The sequence below is a fragment of the Rhizobium sophoriradicis genome (genome assembly GCF_003939025.1).
Lineage (GTDB): Bacteria > Pseudomonadota > Alphaproteobacteria > Rhizobiales > Rhizobiaceae > Rhizobium > Rhizobium sophoriradicis.
Genome location: NZ_RQIH01000017.1, coordinates 65,747 through 80,677 on the forward strand (window position 1 = coordinate 65,747; position 14,931 = coordinate 80,677).

Consider the following 14,931-nt stretch of genomic DNA (forward strand, 5'->3'; position numbering starts at 1 on the left):
GGCTGGAAGGAACTTATTAACCTTCCTTTTCTATCCCGGTAGGGTCGTAATTTGTCAGGCATGAGTGAGTAGCGGACGCATGCGTTTTCCCAGAACCAATTTGACGGATGCCGCAGATTTTTCCAGCGGGCTTGAAACCGAGCTTGCGGAGGAAAATCCCGGCGAAAAGCCGGCGGCGCCGATCTGGCAGAGCAACTTCTCGCTCGCGCCGAATGTTCGCTTCACCCGCACCCCGGAAACGCTGATCAGCCGGCGCCGTCCGTCGAACGAGCCCGTTCGCGACGAATCGCAGCTCGAGCAGCAACCGATACGGATAGAACCGGTCGCCGTCGATGTGCCTTTCGACATCTATCTGCCGGAGCCGAGCGAGCTTGCCGCAGCCCCGGCCCCGATGATCGAGATGCCGCAGCCGGCCGCCGGCCGGGCGGAGGCGCCTGCCTTGCGCGCTGCGTCCGAACTGTCTTCGATTTCCGATTTCGCCTTCTGGGAAGTCATGGCCTTCGAAGAAGGCGAGCCGGTCCGCACCCACCCGATTGTTGTTCCGAAGATCGAGACCACGCCCGAATCAATCACCTCCCTGTTCCGCGTCATGGAATGGCGTCCGGGCGCGCCGAAACCAGCTCCCGCGGCAACGCGCCCGATCCAGCCGCCGGCCGCAAGACCCGCATCGGCAGCTCTGCGGCAGCCGGCCGCGATATCCCTGGAAAAGCCGGTTCGTGCTCCGGAGCCGATCGTGCTGGCGCCGAGAGGCGTGCCCCAGGCACCCCAGACCGCGCCAATGCCGCAGGCTGCACCGTTGCCCCAGGCTACACCGTTGCCCCAGGCAGTCCCGGCGCCTCGGCCAACGCCGCCTGTCGCCGCAGTTCTGCCGTCGCCGCGCCTGATGGCACGACCGGAAAAGGTCGATGCATCAGGCTATGAATTCCCGCCGCGCGCCCTGTTGCAGGAGCCGCCGGAACGGCTTGGCGAGATCATGTCGCAGGAGACGCTGGAGCAGAATGCCGGCCTTCTGGAAAGCGTACTGGAAGATTTCGGCATCAAGGGCGAGATCATTCATGTCCGCCCCGGCCCGGTCGTCACCCTCTATGAATTCGAGCCGGCGCCCGGCGTGAAGTCATCGCGCGTCATCGGCCTTGCCGACGATATCGCCCGCTCGATGTCGGCGCTTTCGGCCCGCGTCGCCGTCGTTCCCGGCCGCAACGTCATCGGGATCGAACTGCCGAATGTCACCCGTGAAACAGTCTATTTCCGCGAGATGATCGAGAGCCAGGATTTCGACAAGAGCGGCTATAAGCTGGCGCTCGGCCTCGGCAAGACCATCGGTGGCGAGCCCGTGATCGCCGAGCTTGCCAAGATGCCGCATCTGCTTGTCGCCGGCACCACCGGCTCGGGCAAATCAGTCGCCATCAACACGATGATCCTGTCGCTGCTCTATCGCATGACGCCGGAACAGTGCCGGCTGATCATGGTCGATCCGAAGATGCTCGAACTCTCCGTCTATGATGGCATCCCGCATCTGCTGACGCCGGTCGTCACCGACCCGAAGAAGGCGGTCATGGCGCTGAAATGGGCGGTGCGCGAGATGGAGGAGCGTTATCGCAAGATGTCGCGCCTCGGCGTCCGCAACATCGACGGCTATAATGGCCGCGTCTCCCAGGCGCGCGAAAAGGGCGAGACCATCCATATCATGGTCCAGACCGGTTTCGACAGGGGAACCGGCGCGCCGGTCGAGGAGCAGCAGGAGCTGGATCTCGCGCCGATGCCCTATATCGTGGTCATCGTCGACGAAATGGCCGACCTGATGATGGTCGCCGGCAAGGAGATCGAAGGCGCGATTCAGCGTCTGGCGCAGATGGCGCGTGCGGCCGGTATTCACCTGATCATGGCGACGCAGCGCCCGTCGGTCGACGTCATCACCGGCACGATCAAGGCGAACTTCCCGACCCGCATCTCCTTCCAGGTCACCTCGAAGATCGACAGCCGCACCATTCTCGGCGAACAGGGCGCCGAGCAGCTGCTCGGCCAGGGCGACATGCTGCACATGCAGGGCGGCGGCAGGATTGCCCGCGTGCACGGTCCGTTTGTTTCGGATGCCGAGGTCGAAAAGGTCGTTGCCCATCTGAAAACGCAAGGGCGTCCCGAATATCTCAACACCGTCACCGCCGACGAAGAGGAAGAGCCGGAAGAGGAAGAGGCCGGCGCCGTGTTCGACAAGAGCGCCATGGCCTCCGAGGACGGCAACGAGCTCTACGAGCAGGCCGTCAAGGTCGTCATGCGCGACAAGAAGTGCTCGACCTCCTACATCCAGCGCCGCCTCGGCATCGGCTATAACCGCGCCGCCTCATTGGTCGAACGCATGGAAAAGGAAGGCCTGGTCGGCCCGGCCAATCATGTCGGCAAGCGCGAGATCGTTTCGGGACGAGGCGACGGGGAATAGTCGCCAAGTCGCCTGTTCCGATTGTTCAATTGAAAGATAGGCAACTTCTTCAGATGAGTCATTCACGGCGCGGACGCGCCGTGGCTGGATCTCTGTGACAAGCACAGAGATGAGGGTGGGTGGGTAAGCGCTTCCGCCAAGATTTCTAATGGCAAAAGCTGTTCCGTCCCGCGACAGTGGATGGGAGGCTCTACCTCTCCTCCCTCATCTCTGTGCTTGTCACAGAGATCCAGCGCGCCGAGGACCTCTCTTCGCGGTACATCACGTCGCTTGCCGGACGTGCAATTCCTGCCGCTGGCCTGATCAGTTGCCTATTTATCCGGTTCGGACAGCGAGGGCCTGCGGCATCGCAAATTTCTGCTGTCGTTCGTCTACTGAACGTCCGCCAGCAGTCCGTCGAGGATCGCGATCATCTTCTGCTCGGCCGCTTCGATGGAACCGCTATTGTCGAGCTCCGTCACATCGTAGTCGCCGCGCACCGTCAGCGGCCCGCGGGCGAGTCTCGCCATGATATCCTCATGCGTCTCGCGCCCACGCGCCTCCAGCCGGCCGGCGAGCACCTCGGCGCTGGCGGTGACGTTGATGACCTTCAGCCGCGGGAAGGCGGCCTGGAAGCGATGCAGCGCGGAGCGCGAGCCGTTGGCGACAACGATATGGCCCCTCGACAGCGCCACCGAGACTTCGGCCGGAATGCCGTATTTCAGACCATGGGCTTCCCACCAGACGGCAAAGGAGCCCGACTGCTCCATGGCGGCAAACCCTTCGAGGGAGACGGAAAGATGATCCTCGCCGCCGGCGCCGCGGTGGCGGGTAATGACGCGGCGGGTGAAGTGAATGTCAGCGCGGCCGGCGAAATGCCGGGCGGCAAGGTTCATCAGCGTGTCCTTGCCGGCGCCACTCGGCCCGACGACGACGACCATGATGCCGCGTTCGGCGCCGGCACCGGGATGGGGTTGGTGCGGGCTCATGCGACACGGCGTCCCTGGCGCCAGACGGAGCGTGTCACCGGCACGCCATGCGAACGGTGGACGCGGACGAGATCGGCGCGCAGCCCGGTCGCGATCCGTCCGCGATCGTCGAGGCTGACGGTGCGGGCGGGCGTCGACGTCACCATGGCGATCGCCTTCGGCAGCGTGATGCTCTCGACCTCGTCGGCGAGGATGAAGGGCGCGTGCAGCAGGCTGAGCGGCACGTAGTCGGAGGACAGCACATCGAGCACGCCCATTTCGGCGAGGTCGCGGGCGGCGATGTTGCCGGAATGGGATTTGCCGCGAACGATGTTGGGCGCCCCCATCAGCACGCTCATGCCGTGCTCGTGCGAGGCGCGGGCGGCATCGAAGCTGGTCGGGAATTCGGCGAGCCGCACGCCGTTGTCGATCGCCTCGTCGACATGGGCGAGTGTGGCGTCGTCATGGCTTGCCACCGTGATGCCGCGTTCGGCGCAGACCTTGGCGATGGCGTTGCGGTGCGGGGTCGAGTTGCGCGCCGATTCCGCCTGCCGCTTGGCGACGAAACGGGCGAAGACCTCGTCGCTCAAGCCCCGCTTCTTTTGGTAGTAGAAGATATATTGATCCATCGTCTGGAACTGCCGCTGGCCGGGCGCATGATCCATCAGCGAGACGAGCCGCACATGCGGATCCTCCTCGAAATCCGCGAAATGTGCGAGCACATTGTCGGCCGAGACCTCGCAGCGCAGGTGCAGAAGGTGCTCGGCGCGCAGCCGGCCCTCCCTCTCCGCCGACTGAATGGCGTCGGCCATGTCGCGCATCTCGCCAAGTTCGAAGCCGCCGTCCTCGTCCGCACCCATGCGCAGGCAATCGAACACCGTGGTGATGCCGGATGTAACGATCTGGGCGTCATGCGCCTGGACCGCGGCGGTCTTGTTCCAGCGAATGCCGGGACGCGGCTGATAATGCCCTTCGAGATGGTCGGTGTGTAGCTCGACGAGCCCCGGAATGATGAAGTCCCCTTCGAAATCTTCGCCGGCTACCGAGTTTCCTTCGGAAATATCGGCGATCTTTCCGTCGCGGATGAGGATCGATCCGGCGAGGACGTCATCCTCGAGAACGATGCGGGCATTGGAAAACACAGTCTCTTTGCTCATCTCGTCAGGTCTTTCAGCTTTTGGCGCCGGAAAGCGGCAACCAGGAATGAACTTTGAACGGGGCGCCGCGCGTCTCCTCGACGAAGACGGCAAGGCCGGAAATCGACAGCGGCCGGCCGGTAAAACCGGAAAAACGCTCGGCCAGAATCGTTTTCATTACCGCGGCGCGGGTCTCGGGCACTTGCCCGCTCAGCGTCATGTGGAAGCCGAAATCCTCCATGACGTAGGGATAACCCCAGCGCTGCAGATTGACGCGCTGGCTGTCGCTGAGCTTCTCCGGGTTGCGCCTGATGATATCGGCTTCCGAAAGTGCCGCGCGAAACGGTTCGAAAGACCTTACCACCTTCGCGGCGAAATCCTGAAGAGGTTGATGAAGAGAACCGGGGACGAGGGCAAAAAAACGGCCGAGCTGGCCGAGCACGAGTTCGGGAATCTCGAAGGCCGGCGTGCGCGCGGCAAAATCCTCGGCAAAGGCCATGAGGTCCTTTTCGGTGACGGAGGCGGCAAGCGCAAACGGCGCCTTGATCGTCGCATGGAAGCCATAGCGGCGTGGATCGGCGGTCAGTTCGAACTGCTCTGCCTGGCCGAGCTGCTCATAGGCCGGGGCAGGATAGGTTTCGCCGGTAAAGGCGTCGCGGCCGAGCCAGAGCGAGGCCGCGCCGGTCAGGGGATCATCCTTCGGCGGCGAGAAATAGAGAGCGTAGCGCAAGGCTTTGTCCTGGGGATCGTCGAAACGGGGAGCGCAATGTGCAGTGATTTGGCGGCGAACCGCAAGCAGGCTCCCCGGCTAAAAGAATTCCGTGACAGAATGATGATGGCGGCAGCTTGTCAGTGGTTCTTTTTCCCCATCACGCGCGAGCGCAGCGCATTCGACAGATTGTCGAAGGCGAAGACTACCAGGAGTATCAGAAGCACCATATAGGCGACTTTGTCCCAGTCCGAATTGGTCTTCATGGACTCCAGCAACTTCAGGCCAATGCCGCCCGCACCGACGGCCCCGATCACGGTTGCCGAACGGGTATTCGACTCCCAGAAATAAAGAGATTGCGAGATGAAGACCGGCAGGACTTGTGGGACGACGCCGAAACGTTGAACGGCAACTGGCGCCGCACCGACCGATTTCACGCCCTCACGCTGCTTGTCGTCGATGTTCTCGAGGGCTTCGGCATAGACTTTTCCGAGCGCGCCGGTATCGGTGAAGAAAATCGCCGCGATCCCGGGAAGCGGCCCCGGACCGAAGGCACGGGTGAAGAACAACGCCCAGATCAGCATATCGATCGAGCGCAGGAAATCGAAGAGGCGCTTCGTGGCCCAGTTCACGGCGCGGTTGCGCATGATGTTGCGTGCGGCGATGAAGGCGAGCGGGAAAGCAACCAGCGTGCCGAATAATGTGCCGACAAAGGCCATGACGAGTGTCTGCATCAGTTTCGACAGGATGTCGCCGTGCTGCCAGCTCGCGTTGTTGAGGAAGTTGTCTAAGGCCAGCGAGGCGTTGGATTGATTTGCATCCAGTCGTGCGCCGGAGAACATCAGGCCGACAACCTCGGGCAGGCTGCGGCCCCAGAAGGGCGATTGCGTATCGAAGAAAAAGTTCGCCCAGCCGAGAAAACGGCGCTGCACGTAGACCTGGCTGGTGCGGATTTCTGCCTGTCCGGAAAAACCGTAATAGACATTCACCTTGTTGTCGTCCTGCTGCATCTGGACCGGCGCGTCGGCAGGCAGGGAAGCACGGTCGCGGGTGATGGTGACGGGATAGAGCTTGCCGTCGATATAGACGTCCACGCGGGTCGGGCTCACCTCCAGGCGGTCGCCGTCGCTGCCGAAGGTGACGGTGTATCTGCTTCCATCGGCACTAGGCTTCAGCCAGTAGATGTCGGCGCCTTCCGGATACTGGCGGCGGCTTGTCCATTGCGGGACGACCTGATCGTTCTGGAAACGGAGGCGCGGCTGGGCACGCCAGGAATACCAGTCCTGAACATAGATCGCCGCGCGATCCCAGTTGCCGTTGACGAACGTGGGAATGACGTTGAAGAAGGCGAAGCAGAAGGCAAGGTAAACGAGGACTGCCGCCGAAACGACAAGGAGGCCCCAGCGCTGCATGAAACTGCGATGGAAGACGTCCGGATAGGCGGCCAACAGGCGGTTGCGTTCGACAGCGTTCATGCTCAGGCCCGAGGTCATCACGCCGCTCCCCGGCCAAATTCGAAGGACTGCTGGCCGATCAGCCGTCGGCGCAGCCAAGCAGAAAACTGGTCGACGCAAATGACCGTAATCAGCAGCAGGATGATGATTGCGTAAGTCTTGGCGGCATGGTCGCGGCCAATCGAAAGGCTGAAGACTTCACCTATGCCGCCGCCGCCAACCGCGCCGATAATGGTCGAGGCACGCACATTTATCTCGGTGCGCAGCAACGTGTAGGAGACGAAGTTCGGCAGGACCTGCGGCAGGATGGCAAAACGTACACGCTTCAGCCAGCCGGCGCCGACGGCGCGCAGGCCTTCATCCGGCTTCATGTCAGCATTCTCGACGACTTCGAAGAACAGCTTTCCGAGCGCGCCGATAGTGTGGAACCACACCGCGATGATCGCCGAGATCGGACCGATCGACAGGATCGCCGCGAGAAGACCGGCGATGACGATTTCCGGGAAGGCGCGCATGATCTCCATGATGCGCCGGACAATCCAGCGCGTCACACCCGCACCGACCAGATTGGTGGACGCGAAAAAGCAGAGCAGGAACGCACCGCTGGCGCCCAATATGGTGGAGACGATGGCGATGTTGAGCGTGATCGCGAGCTGGTAGAAGAAATTCGGGATGTAGAAATTGTCGGTGATCCAGACGCGGTCGCTTGTGTAGTCGTATTTTATCGAACCGTCGGAGTAGGGCGACGGCAAGTCGAACATGGCGCGGAAGATCTCCAGCGGGCTGTCCGGTACAAAGCTCTTCATGAAATCGAAGAAATAGGGCAGGCGCTCGAAGAACTTGCCCGAATTGACACTGTTGGCGAAGTCGAGCGAGGCGCCGAGGATGATTAGGAACACCACGATCGAAACGACGGTATAGATGCGTCGCGTTCGGACTTGGCTCTGATAATGATCGAGGATGGTGCGGGAGCTCTCCTGCAATCCGCTGAGAGAATCCGCGCCGGCCGAGTGCGCCATCTATGGCTTCCTTCTTGAAAACGGCGGCACCATCATGATGCCGCCGCAAGACTGTTCAGGCTGAGGATCAGCCGCCGATGACCGCCTTACGGGCGTCGATGATCGTCTGGTAGAAGCTCTGGTCGACCGGCGCCCAGTCAACGTAGCCGCCGCCGGTGAACGATTCGAAGCAGCTCTTGTCCTTCTTCGGCAGTTCGGCGAAGTAGGCGGTAACCTTCTTCTGCAGGTCGGCCGGCAGCTTCTGGGAAACCATCAGCGGACCGTTCGGGATAAGGGGCGACTTCCAGACTTCGACGATATCGTCCATGTCGAGCAGGCCCTTGGTGACCATCTGGTGCAGGTTGCCGGATGTGTAACCCTGCGCCCAATCGCCCTGACCGGAACCGAAGGTGGTACCGACGTCGAACTTCTTGTCGAGAACGCCGAGAACGAGGTTCTCGTGGCCGCCGCCGAAGCCTGTTTCAGAGAAGTACTGCTTGACTGGAGCGCCGGTGTCCTTCGGAAGGGCAACGTTAGGAACAAGGTAGCCGGAGGTAGAGTCCGGATCGGCGAAGCCGAGCTTCTTGCCCTTCGCGTCCGCCAGCGTCTTGATGCCGGAATCCTTGCGGGCAACCATGATCGAGTAGTAGCCGGTCGAACCGTCCGCCTGCTTGGTGGTGAGAACCGGGGTGACGGCGTTCGGATCCTTGATATAGACCGCGGCGTAAGAGGCGGCGCCCATGACGGCGAGATCGATCGTGCCGCCGAGCAGGCCCTGGATGACGCCGTTGTAGTTCGGCGACGGGAAGAGCTGCACTTCGGAAACGCCGGTGGCGGCGATCAGGCCCGGCTTGACGCACTCGGTGCGACGAACCTGGTCGGCTTCGTTTTCACCGCCATCGAGACCGATGCGGAGGACTTTGACCTCCTGAGCGGCGGCATTGCCGGCGAGGGCGGCTACGGCGATGGTTGCCATCAAAATCTTGCGGAATGCAGACATAGAAGTCTCCCTGTTGTGACGTGGCTCGTCAGTTGGTTCTCCGGCCGTTGTCCCGTCGGCCGGACACGGATCAATGCATGGCGGCTGTTTTGGCCATCATGCCGGAGGATGGGGTCTCGGCGCGGCGCGTGGATTCAAGGCTGGTCGACGTCATGGTTTCGTCGATGCCGGCGCCGTCCTTGTCAGTCCCGTATATTTCCTTAACGGCCTCCCCGGTCAGCTCTGACGGCTTACCGTCGAAGACGACGCGGCCGCCGGCCATGCCGACGATGCGCTCACAATAGTTGCGGGCGGTATCGAGTGTGTGCAGGTTGGTGATGACGGTGATGCCCTCGCGCTCATTGATGTCGCGCAGCGCATCCATGACGATCTTGGCGTTCAGCGGATCGAGCGAGGCGATCGGCTCGTCGGCAAGCACCATCTTCGGGTTCTGCATCAGCGCGCGGGCGATCGCCACACGCTGCTGCTGGCCGCCGGAGAGTGTACCGGCCGCCTGCAGCGCCGTCTGCTCGATGCCGAGGCGCTCGAGCGCCGCGATCGCATGCACGCGCTCCTCGCGCGTGAAGACGTTGAGCAGGCTGAGAAGCGTCGAGCGGTGATTGAGCCGGCCGAGCATGACATTGGTCAGCACATCGAGGCGGGGCACCAGGTTGAACTGCTGGAAGATCATCGCACAGTCGCGCTGCCAGTTGCGCAAGCCTTGGCCACGAAGCCCAGAGACTTCGACTCCGGCGAAACGAATGGAACCGGAGCTTGGTTCCTGCAGGCGGTTGATCATGCGGAGCAGCGTAGACTTGCCGGCACCGGAGCGCCCGATGATGCCGACCATCTGGCCCTGGGGAATGGTTAGTGTCACGGCATCAACGGCGAGCTTGTTTCCGAAACGACGGGTGACATCCTTCAGCTCGAACATCATGCTCTTCCCCTTGTATTCCAGGCGTTGATGAGCATCGCATTAGTCCCGCTTCATGAACGTCGCGTGTCATATTTGTGTAAGTGGCGTCACAATTCTCGGCGTTGCGAAGACCGCTTCTAGCCCCCGTAGCGCGCTAGGAAATCTTCCGCGCTTAGGTTGCGAAAATCCTGCAAGGCCAGGCGCAAACGGTCGTGCTCCCAGTCCCACCATGCAAGCCTGTCCATGCGCTCGCCGACCTCTTTCGGAAAGCGCTCGCGGATTATATTAGCCGGCACGCCGCCAACGATCGAGTAAGCCGCGACGTTCTTCGAGACGACGGCGCCGGCGCCGATCACCGCGCCGTTGCCGACGCTGACGCCAGGCAGGATCGTCGCCCCATGGCCGATCCAGACGTCGTTGCCGATCGTCACCCGGTTTGCGCGCCGCCAGGCGAAGAAGTCCTCCTCCATGTCACCGTCCGGCCAGTAATCGGCGGCGCGATAGGTGAAATGATGCAGCGTCGCGCGCCAGGTCGGATGGTTGGTGGCGTTGATGCGCACGGCGGCGGCGATATTGACGAACTTGCCGATCGTCGCGCACCAGACGGAGCCGTCCTGCATGATGTAGGAATAGTCGCCGAAGGTCGCCTCGCTGATGCGGCAGCGCTCCGAAACCTCCGTATAGCGCCCGAAGCTGGAATCGCTGACGGACGCGGTCTCGTGGACATAGGGTTCAATGCCAAGCCTGCGGCTCATGCGGCAATCTTTCTGGGAGAAAACTGCTGGACGTCGAGGATGCGGTCGGCGACGGCCTCGCGCACTTCCTCATCGTGAAAGATGCCGAGAAGGGCGACGCCCGCCTGCTTCTTTTCCGAAATCATGCCGACGACGACGGCTCGGTTGCGGGCATCGAGCGAGGCGGTGGGTTCATCGAGCAGCAGGATTGTATGGTCGGTGATGAAGCCGCGGGCAATGTTGACGCGCTGCTGTTCGCCGCCGGAGAAGGTAGCGGGCGGAAGCTGCCAGAGCGCTTCCGGCAGGTTGAGCTTGGCGAGCAGGGCGCCCGCCTTCTCTCGTGCTGCACGGGCTTCCTCGCCACGCGCCACTAGCGGTTCCGCCACCACGTCGATTGCCGCGACGCGCGGCACGGTGCGCAGGAACTGGCTGACATAGCCAAGCGTATTGCGCCGCACATTGAGCACGGTGCGCGGATCGGCGGCGGCGAGATCGACGACGCGGCCGTCGTGGCGGATGAGAATCTGACCGGTGTCGACCGCATAATTGCCGTAGATCATCTTCAGCAGCGAGCTCTTTCCGATGCCCGACGGGCCGCCGAGCACGACGCATTCTCCTGAAGCGACCGAGAAGGCGACATCGGAGACGACGGGCAGCCGGATGCCGTCGCGCAGATGCATGGTGAAGCTCTTCGAGACTTCGGAAACGACGAGGGGCGTTGGCATGATGTCTTCCCTGGTTTTGGACCTGCAGCGGCGCTCAGACCTGCAGGATCGAGGAAACGAGCAGTTGCGTGTAGGGTTCGCGCGGATCGTCGAGCACCCGGTCGGTGAGCCCGTGTTCGATGACGTAGCCGTCCTTCATCACCATCATGCGGTGCGACAGAAGCCGGGCGACGGCGAGATCGTGGGTGACGATGATGGCCGAGAGGCCGAGATCGTTGACGAGGCCGCGAACGAGATCGAGCAAACGCGCCTGCACCGAGACGTCGAGGCCGCCTGTGGGCTCGTCCATGAAGACGAGGCGTGGGCCGGTGACGAGATTGCGGGCGATCTGCAATCGCTGCCGCATTCCGCCGGAAAAGGCGCGCGGCTGGTCGTCGATGCGGTCGGCGTCGATCTCGACGCGTTCCAGCCAGTCGATAGCGGTGGAGCGGATCTTGCCGTAATGCCGGTCGCCGATCGCCATGAGGCGTTCGCCGACATTGGCGCCGGCGGAAACCGTCATGCGCAGGCCATCGGCCGGGTTCTGGTGCACGAAACCCCAGTCGGTGCGCATCAGGAAACGGCGCTCGGCCTCGTTCATATGGTAGAGGTCGCGATAGGTGCCGTCGCGCATGTGGTATTCGACACTGCCGCTGGTCGGCATCAGCCGGGTAGAGATGCAGTTCAGCAGCGTCGTCTTGCCCGAGCCGGATTCGCCGACAATGGCGAGCACTTCGCCGGGCCAGAGCTCGAAGGACACATTGCGGCAGCCGATGCGGTTGCCATAGAACTTCGACAGGTCGTTGACTTTGAGAAGCGGCGTATCGGTCATTCTGCAGCCTCCCGGGCCAGCATTTCGCCGGCATGTCCGTGTGCCCGGCGATCTTCGCAATGATCGGTATCGGAGCAGACGAACATGCGCCCGCCTTTGTCGTCGAGGATCACCTCGTCCAGATAGACATCCTCGGCGCCACAAAGCGCGCAGGGCTTGCCGAAGCGCTGGATTTCGAAGGGATGGTCCTCGAAATCAAGGCTGACGACGTCGGTATAGGGCGGCACGGCATAGATGCGCTTTTCGCGGCCGGCGCCGAAAAGCTGCAGCGCTTCCGACTTATGCATCTTGGGATTATCGAATTTGGGCGTCGGTGAGGGATCCATGACGTAGCGGCCGTAAACCTTGACCGGATAGGCATAGGTCGTGGCGATGCGGCCGTTGCGGGCGATATCCTCGTAGAGCTTCACGTGCATGAGACCGTATTCTTCCAGCGCATGCATCTTGCGCGTCTCGGTTTCACGCGGCTCGAGGAAGCGCAGCGGTTCGGGGATCGGCACCTGGTAGACGAGCACTTGGCCGGCCTTGAGCTTTTCCTCGGGAATGCGGTGGCGCGTCTGGATGATCGTCGCCTCGCCTGTATGCGTCGTCACCGCCACATTGGCGACCTTCTGGAAGAAGGCGCGGATGGAGACGGCGTTGGTGGTGTCGTCGGCGCCTTGGTCGATGACCTTCAGCACGTCGTCGGGGCCGATGATCGAGGCCGTCACCTGCACGCCGCCGGTGCCCCAGCCGTAGGGCATCGGCATTTCGCGCGAGGCAAACGGCACCTGGTAGCCGGGAATGGCGATGGCCTTCAGGATGGCGCGGCGGATCATCCGCTTCGTCTGTTCATCCAGATAGGCGAAGTTGTAGCTGGCAAGATCGCTCATTCGGCGGCTTCCTTCAAATCTTCGCCCCTGTTGCGGGCGGCTTCGAATTCGCTTCGCATGCGGCGAACGAGATCGAGTTCGGCCTGGAAGTCCACATAATGCGGAAGCTTCAGATGTTCGACGAAGCCGGTCGCCTGGACGTTGTCGGAATGGGAGATGACGAATTCCTCGTCCTGGGCGGGCGCGGTGATATCCTCGCCGAGTTCTTCGGCACGCAATGCGCGATCGACCAGCGACATCGCCATCGCTTTGCGCTCGCTCTGGCCGAAGACCAGGCCGTAACCGCGGGTAAATTGCGGCGGCGCCTTGGCCGAACCCTTGAACTGGTTGACCATCTGGCATTCGGTGACCTGGATCGTGCCGAGCGAAACGGCGAAACCGAGCTCCGGCACCTCGAATTCCACCTCGACCTCGCCGATCCGGATCTCGCCGGTGAAGGGGTGATTGCGGCCGTAACCGCGCTGGGTGGAATAACCGAGCGCCAGCAGGAAACCCTCATCGCCGCGGGCGAGCGCCTGCAGGCGAAGGTCGCGGCTCATCGGAAATTCCATCGGCTCGCGCGTAAGGTCGCCGACTTCGTGATCCTCCGGCATATCGCCGTCGGCCTCGATCAACCCTTCCTCGTCGAGGATTTCGGAGACGCGCATGACGCGGCCGGTTTCGGCTGTACGCAGGGCGGGCCCCTCGACCGTCTCGTCGGTAAGCAGCGAGGGATCGAGCAGGCGATGGGTATAATCGAAGGTCGGTCCGAGAAGCTGGCCGCCCGGCAGATCCTTGTAGGTGGCCGAGATACGGCGTTCGATCGTCATATTAGCCGTGTCGAGCGGCTTGGAATAACCGAAGCGCGGCAGCGTCGTGCGATAGGCGCGCAGCAGGAAGATCGCCTCGATCATGTCGCCGCGCGACTGGCGGATGGCGAGGCCTGCGAGCGTGCGGTCGAAAAGCGAGGCCTCGGCCATCACACGGTCGACGGCGAGTGCCAGCTGCGCGACGATCTGGTCGATGCCGATCGCCGGCAGCGAACGGTCGCCGCGGCGGCGGTCGGCAAGCAGGCGGTGGGCATTGGCGATGGCGGCCTCGCCACCCTTGACGGCAACATACATGAGCTCAGATCTCCGTTGCTGTGATCTTGGTGGTGCGCGGCAGGCAGAGGAAGCGCTCGCCCGAGGTCAGCACGATATCGATGCCGCGCGGGAAGAGCGCGCGGTTCTCGGCCCAGAGCCGCAGAAAGGTCTCCGGCAGGCCGACAGGAGCGATCTCGGTCACGCTCTGGATGCCGGGTCCGATCAGCGCCAGCCGGCGCCCACCCTCGAGGTCGGAAAGTTCGATGATGAGGGTCGTCGAGCGGTCGGGATATTCCTGCGTGCCTGAGGCGAAGAGGCCGAAGGGGCAGAGCGCGGCACCGGCTTCGGTGAAGGCGAAGCGTGCCTCGGCCTTCTCCGTGGTCAGCGGCGCGCCGGCGTGGAAGCCGAGCCAATCCGGCACGGCGGATTTCGCCAGCCCCTGGGAAAGCCAGACCGGCGTGTCGTGGTCGCAAAGCGTCAGCGCGATCGCGCCGGCGGCAATGCCGAGCGGCGCAGGCGGCGCGACGTCGGGCTGAACGGTCTCAATCGTACCGGGACGGGCCATGCCGTCCATCAGCATCTTGAACACGCTCTGGGCATGGAAGACCGGCTCGGCAAAGCCGCCGGTCAAGGCTTCGGTGTTGAAATCCATCAGTTGTCTCCCCGCACCATGGTGAAGAAGTCGACGCGGGTCGCCGCCGTCTCGTCGGCCTTGCGGCGTTCGGCAGCAGCGATTCGCTCAGTGATCGGCAAAAGCAGCGCCCGTTCGACGAAATCCTTCGTCGCTTCCTCCTGCCAGAGCGCATCGAAGATCGCCGCAAGCCGCGCCTTCTCGTGGTCGGTGCCGAGCGCCTGCGCATGGCCGACCGAACCGGAGTCGAGCCGGACCGTCGCGCGCGTTACCGTCACCTCGCCAAGATTGAAGGGAGCGCCGCCGCCGCCGATGCGTCCGCGCACCATCACCAGCCCTGTCTCCGGTCCGCGCACCGGATGCGCCGCAGGCTTTTGCGGCAACGCAATCCAGGCTGCCGAGAGTTCGCTCCGTTCCGCCCGCGCCAGCAGATCGGCGGCGCGTTTACGCCCGGATGCCGTCTGTGATGTAGCGTCGTTCCTGTCCGCTGATATCATCGCCGCTTCCTTTAATATGTC

15 protein-coding genes are annotated in these 14,931 nt (G+C 62.9%); 1 reads left to right on the plus strand and 14 read right to left on the minus strand.

Annotation, left to right across the window (positions count from 1 at the left end; genetic code table 11):
* Window positions 1-79: 79 nt before the first annotated feature.
* The gene (locus EFR00_RS25890) at window positions 80-2,437 is read left to right on the plus strand and encodes a DNA translocase FtsK (protein ID WP_077995067.1); all 2,358 of its coding nucleotides are present in this window, start codon (window positions 80-82) and stop codon (window positions 2,435-2,437) included.
* Between the two features lie 371 nt (window positions 2,438-2,808).
* Here EFR00_RS25890 and phnN read toward each other — a convergent pair whose 3' ends face one another.
* From phnN to phnG, 14 genes are all read right to left on the minus strand, one after another.
* Window positions 2,809-3,405 (minus strand): phosphonate metabolism protein/1,5-bisphosphokinase (PRPP-forming) PhnN, encoded by a 597-nt coding sequence (gene phnN, locus EFR00_RS25895; protein ID WP_077995066.1) that lies wholly within the window; start codon window positions 3,403-3,405, stop codon window positions 2,809-2,811.
* Window positions 3,402-4,541, minus strand: coding sequence for an alpha-D-ribose 1-methylphosphonate 5-triphosphate diphosphatase (locus EFR00_RS25900; protein WP_077995065.1), 1,140 nt, complete (start codon window positions 4,539-4,541; stop codon window positions 3,402-3,404). The genes phnN and EFR00_RS25900 overlap by 4 nt, the downstream gene beginning before the upstream one ends.
* Window positions 4,542-4,554: 13 nt before the next feature.
* Window positions 4,555-5,250 (minus strand): DUF1045 domain-containing protein, encoded by a 696-nt coding sequence (locus EFR00_RS25905; RefSeq protein ID WP_077995064.1) that lies wholly within the window; start codon window positions 5,248-5,250, stop codon window positions 4,555-4,557.
* A 119-nt stretch (window positions 5,251-5,369) separates the two neighbouring features.
* Complete coding sequence (gene phnE / locus EFR00_RS25910; RefSeq protein ID WP_077995063.1) at window positions 5,370-6,722, minus strand: phosphonate ABC transporter, permease protein PhnE; 1,353 nt, start codon at window positions 6,720-6,722, stop codon at window positions 5,370-5,372.
* Window positions 6,722-7,702 (minus strand): phosphonate ABC transporter, permease protein PhnE, encoded by a 981-nt coding sequence (gene phnE / locus EFR00_RS25915; protein WP_077995062.1) that lies wholly within the window; start codon window positions 7,700-7,702, stop codon window positions 6,722-6,724. Before phnE (EFR00_RS25915) ends, phnE (EFR00_RS25910) begins: the two co-directional genes overlap by 1 nt.
* 67 nt (window positions 7,703-7,769) lie before the next feature.
* The gene (gene phnD / locus EFR00_RS25920; RefSeq protein WP_077995061.1) at window positions 7,770-8,681 is read right to left on the minus strand and encodes a phosphonate ABC transporter substrate-binding protein; all 912 of its coding nucleotides are present in this window, start codon (window positions 8,679-8,681) and stop codon (window positions 7,770-7,772) included.
* 70 nt (window positions 8,682-8,751) lie between these two features.
* Complete coding sequence (gene phnC, locus EFR00_RS25925) at window positions 8,752-9,594, minus strand: phosphonate ABC transporter ATP-binding protein (RefSeq protein ID WP_038686131.1); 843 nt, start codon at window positions 9,592-9,594, stop codon at window positions 8,752-8,754.
* A gap of 119 nt (window positions 9,595-9,713) precedes the next feature.
* Entirely contained in the window at window positions 9,714-10,331 is a 618-nt protein-coding gene (locus EFR00_RS25930) for a DapH/DapD/GlmU-related protein (protein ID WP_077995060.1), read from the minus strand.
* Window positions 10,328-11,035, minus strand: coding sequence for a phosphonate C-P lyase system protein PhnL (gene phnL, locus EFR00_RS25935; protein ID WP_077995059.1), 708 nt, complete (start codon window positions 11,033-11,035; stop codon window positions 10,328-10,330). Before phnL ends, EFR00_RS25930 begins: the two co-directional genes overlap by 4 nt.
* Before the next feature lie 34 nt (window positions 11,036-11,069).
* Window positions 11,070-11,846, minus strand: coding sequence for a phosphonate C-P lyase system protein PhnK (phnK, locus tag EFR00_RS25940; RefSeq protein ID WP_038686136.1), 777 nt, complete (start codon window positions 11,844-11,846; stop codon window positions 11,070-11,072).
* A complete protein-coding gene (locus EFR00_RS25945; protein ID WP_077995058.1) occupies window positions 11,843-12,718 on the minus strand; it encodes an alpha-D-ribose 1-methylphosphonate 5-phosphate C-P-lyase PhnJ in 876 nt (291 codons plus the stop codon). The genes phnK and EFR00_RS25945 overlap by 4 nt, the downstream gene beginning before the upstream one ends.
* Window positions 12,715-13,821 (minus strand): carbon-phosphorus lyase complex subunit, encoded by a 1,107-nt coding sequence (locus tag EFR00_RS25950; protein ID WP_077995057.1) that lies wholly within the window; start codon window positions 13,819-13,821, stop codon window positions 12,715-12,717. Before EFR00_RS25950 ends, EFR00_RS25945 begins: the two co-directional genes overlap by 4 nt.
* A gap of 4 nt (window positions 13,822-13,825) precedes the next feature.
* The gene (gene phnH / locus EFR00_RS25955; RefSeq protein WP_077995056.1) at window positions 13,826-14,434 is read right to left on the minus strand and encodes a phosphonate C-P lyase system protein PhnH; all 609 of its coding nucleotides are present in this window, start codon (window positions 14,432-14,434) and stop codon (window positions 13,826-13,828) included.
* A complete protein-coding gene (gene phnG / locus EFR00_RS25960) occupies window positions 14,434-14,910 on the minus strand; it encodes a phosphonate C-P lyase system protein PhnG (protein WP_038686145.1) in 477 nt (158 codons plus the stop codon). Before phnG ends, phnH begins: the two co-directional genes overlap by 1 nt.
* Window positions 14,911-14,931 lie beyond the last annotated feature (21 nt).

Coding starts and splice junctions, on each gene's coding strand:
- EFR00_RS25890 (WP_077995067.1), top strand. CDS start 80: ATGCGTTTTCCCAGAACCAATTTGACGGATGCCGCAGATTTTTCCAGC.
- phnN (WP_077995066.1), bottom strand. CDS start 3,405: ATGAGCCCGCACCAACCCCATCCCGGTGCCGGCGCCGAACGCGGCATC.
- EFR00_RS25900 (WP_077995065.1), bottom strand. CDS start 4,541: ATGAGCAAAGAGACTGTGTTTTCCAATGCCCGCATCGTTCTCGAGGAT.
- phnE (WP_077995063.1), bottom strand. CDS start 6,722: ATGACCTCGGGCCTGAGCATGAACGCTGTCGAACGCAACCGCCTGTTG.
- phnE (WP_077995062.1), bottom strand. CDS start 7,702: ATGGCGCACTCGGCCGGCGCGGATTCTCTCAGCGGATTGCAGGAGAGC.
- phnD (WP_077995061.1), bottom strand. CDS start 8,681: ATGTCTGCATTCCGCAAGATTTTGATGGCAACCATCGCCGTAGCCGCC.
- phnC (WP_038686131.1), bottom strand. CDS start 9,594: ATGTTCGAGCTGAAGGATGTCACCCGTCGTTTCGGAAACAAGCTCGCC.
- EFR00_RS25930 (WP_077995060.1), bottom strand. CDS start 10,331: ATGAGCCGCAGGCTTGGCATTGAACCCTATGTCCACGAGACCGCGTCC.
- phnL (WP_077995059.1), bottom strand. CDS start 11,035: ATGCCAACGCCCCTCGTCGTTTCCGAAGTCTCGAAGAGCTTCACCATG.
- phnK (WP_038686136.1), bottom strand. CDS start 11,846: ATGACCGATACGCCGCTTCTCAAAGTCAACGACCTGTCGAAGTTCTAT.
- EFR00_RS25945 (WP_077995058.1), bottom strand. CDS start 12,718: ATGAGCGATCTTGCCAGCTACAACTTCGCCTATCTGGATGAACAGACG.
- EFR00_RS25950 (WP_077995057.1), bottom strand. CDS start 13,821: ATGTATGTTGCCGTCAAGGGTGGCGAGGCCGCCATCGCCAATGCCCAC.
- phnH (WP_077995056.1), bottom strand. CDS start 14,434: ATGGATTTCAACACCGAAGCCTTGACCGGCGGCTTTGCCGAGCCGGTC.
- phnG (WP_038686145.1), bottom strand. CDS start 14,910: ATGATATCAGCGGACAGGAACGACGCTACATCACAGACGGCATCCGGG.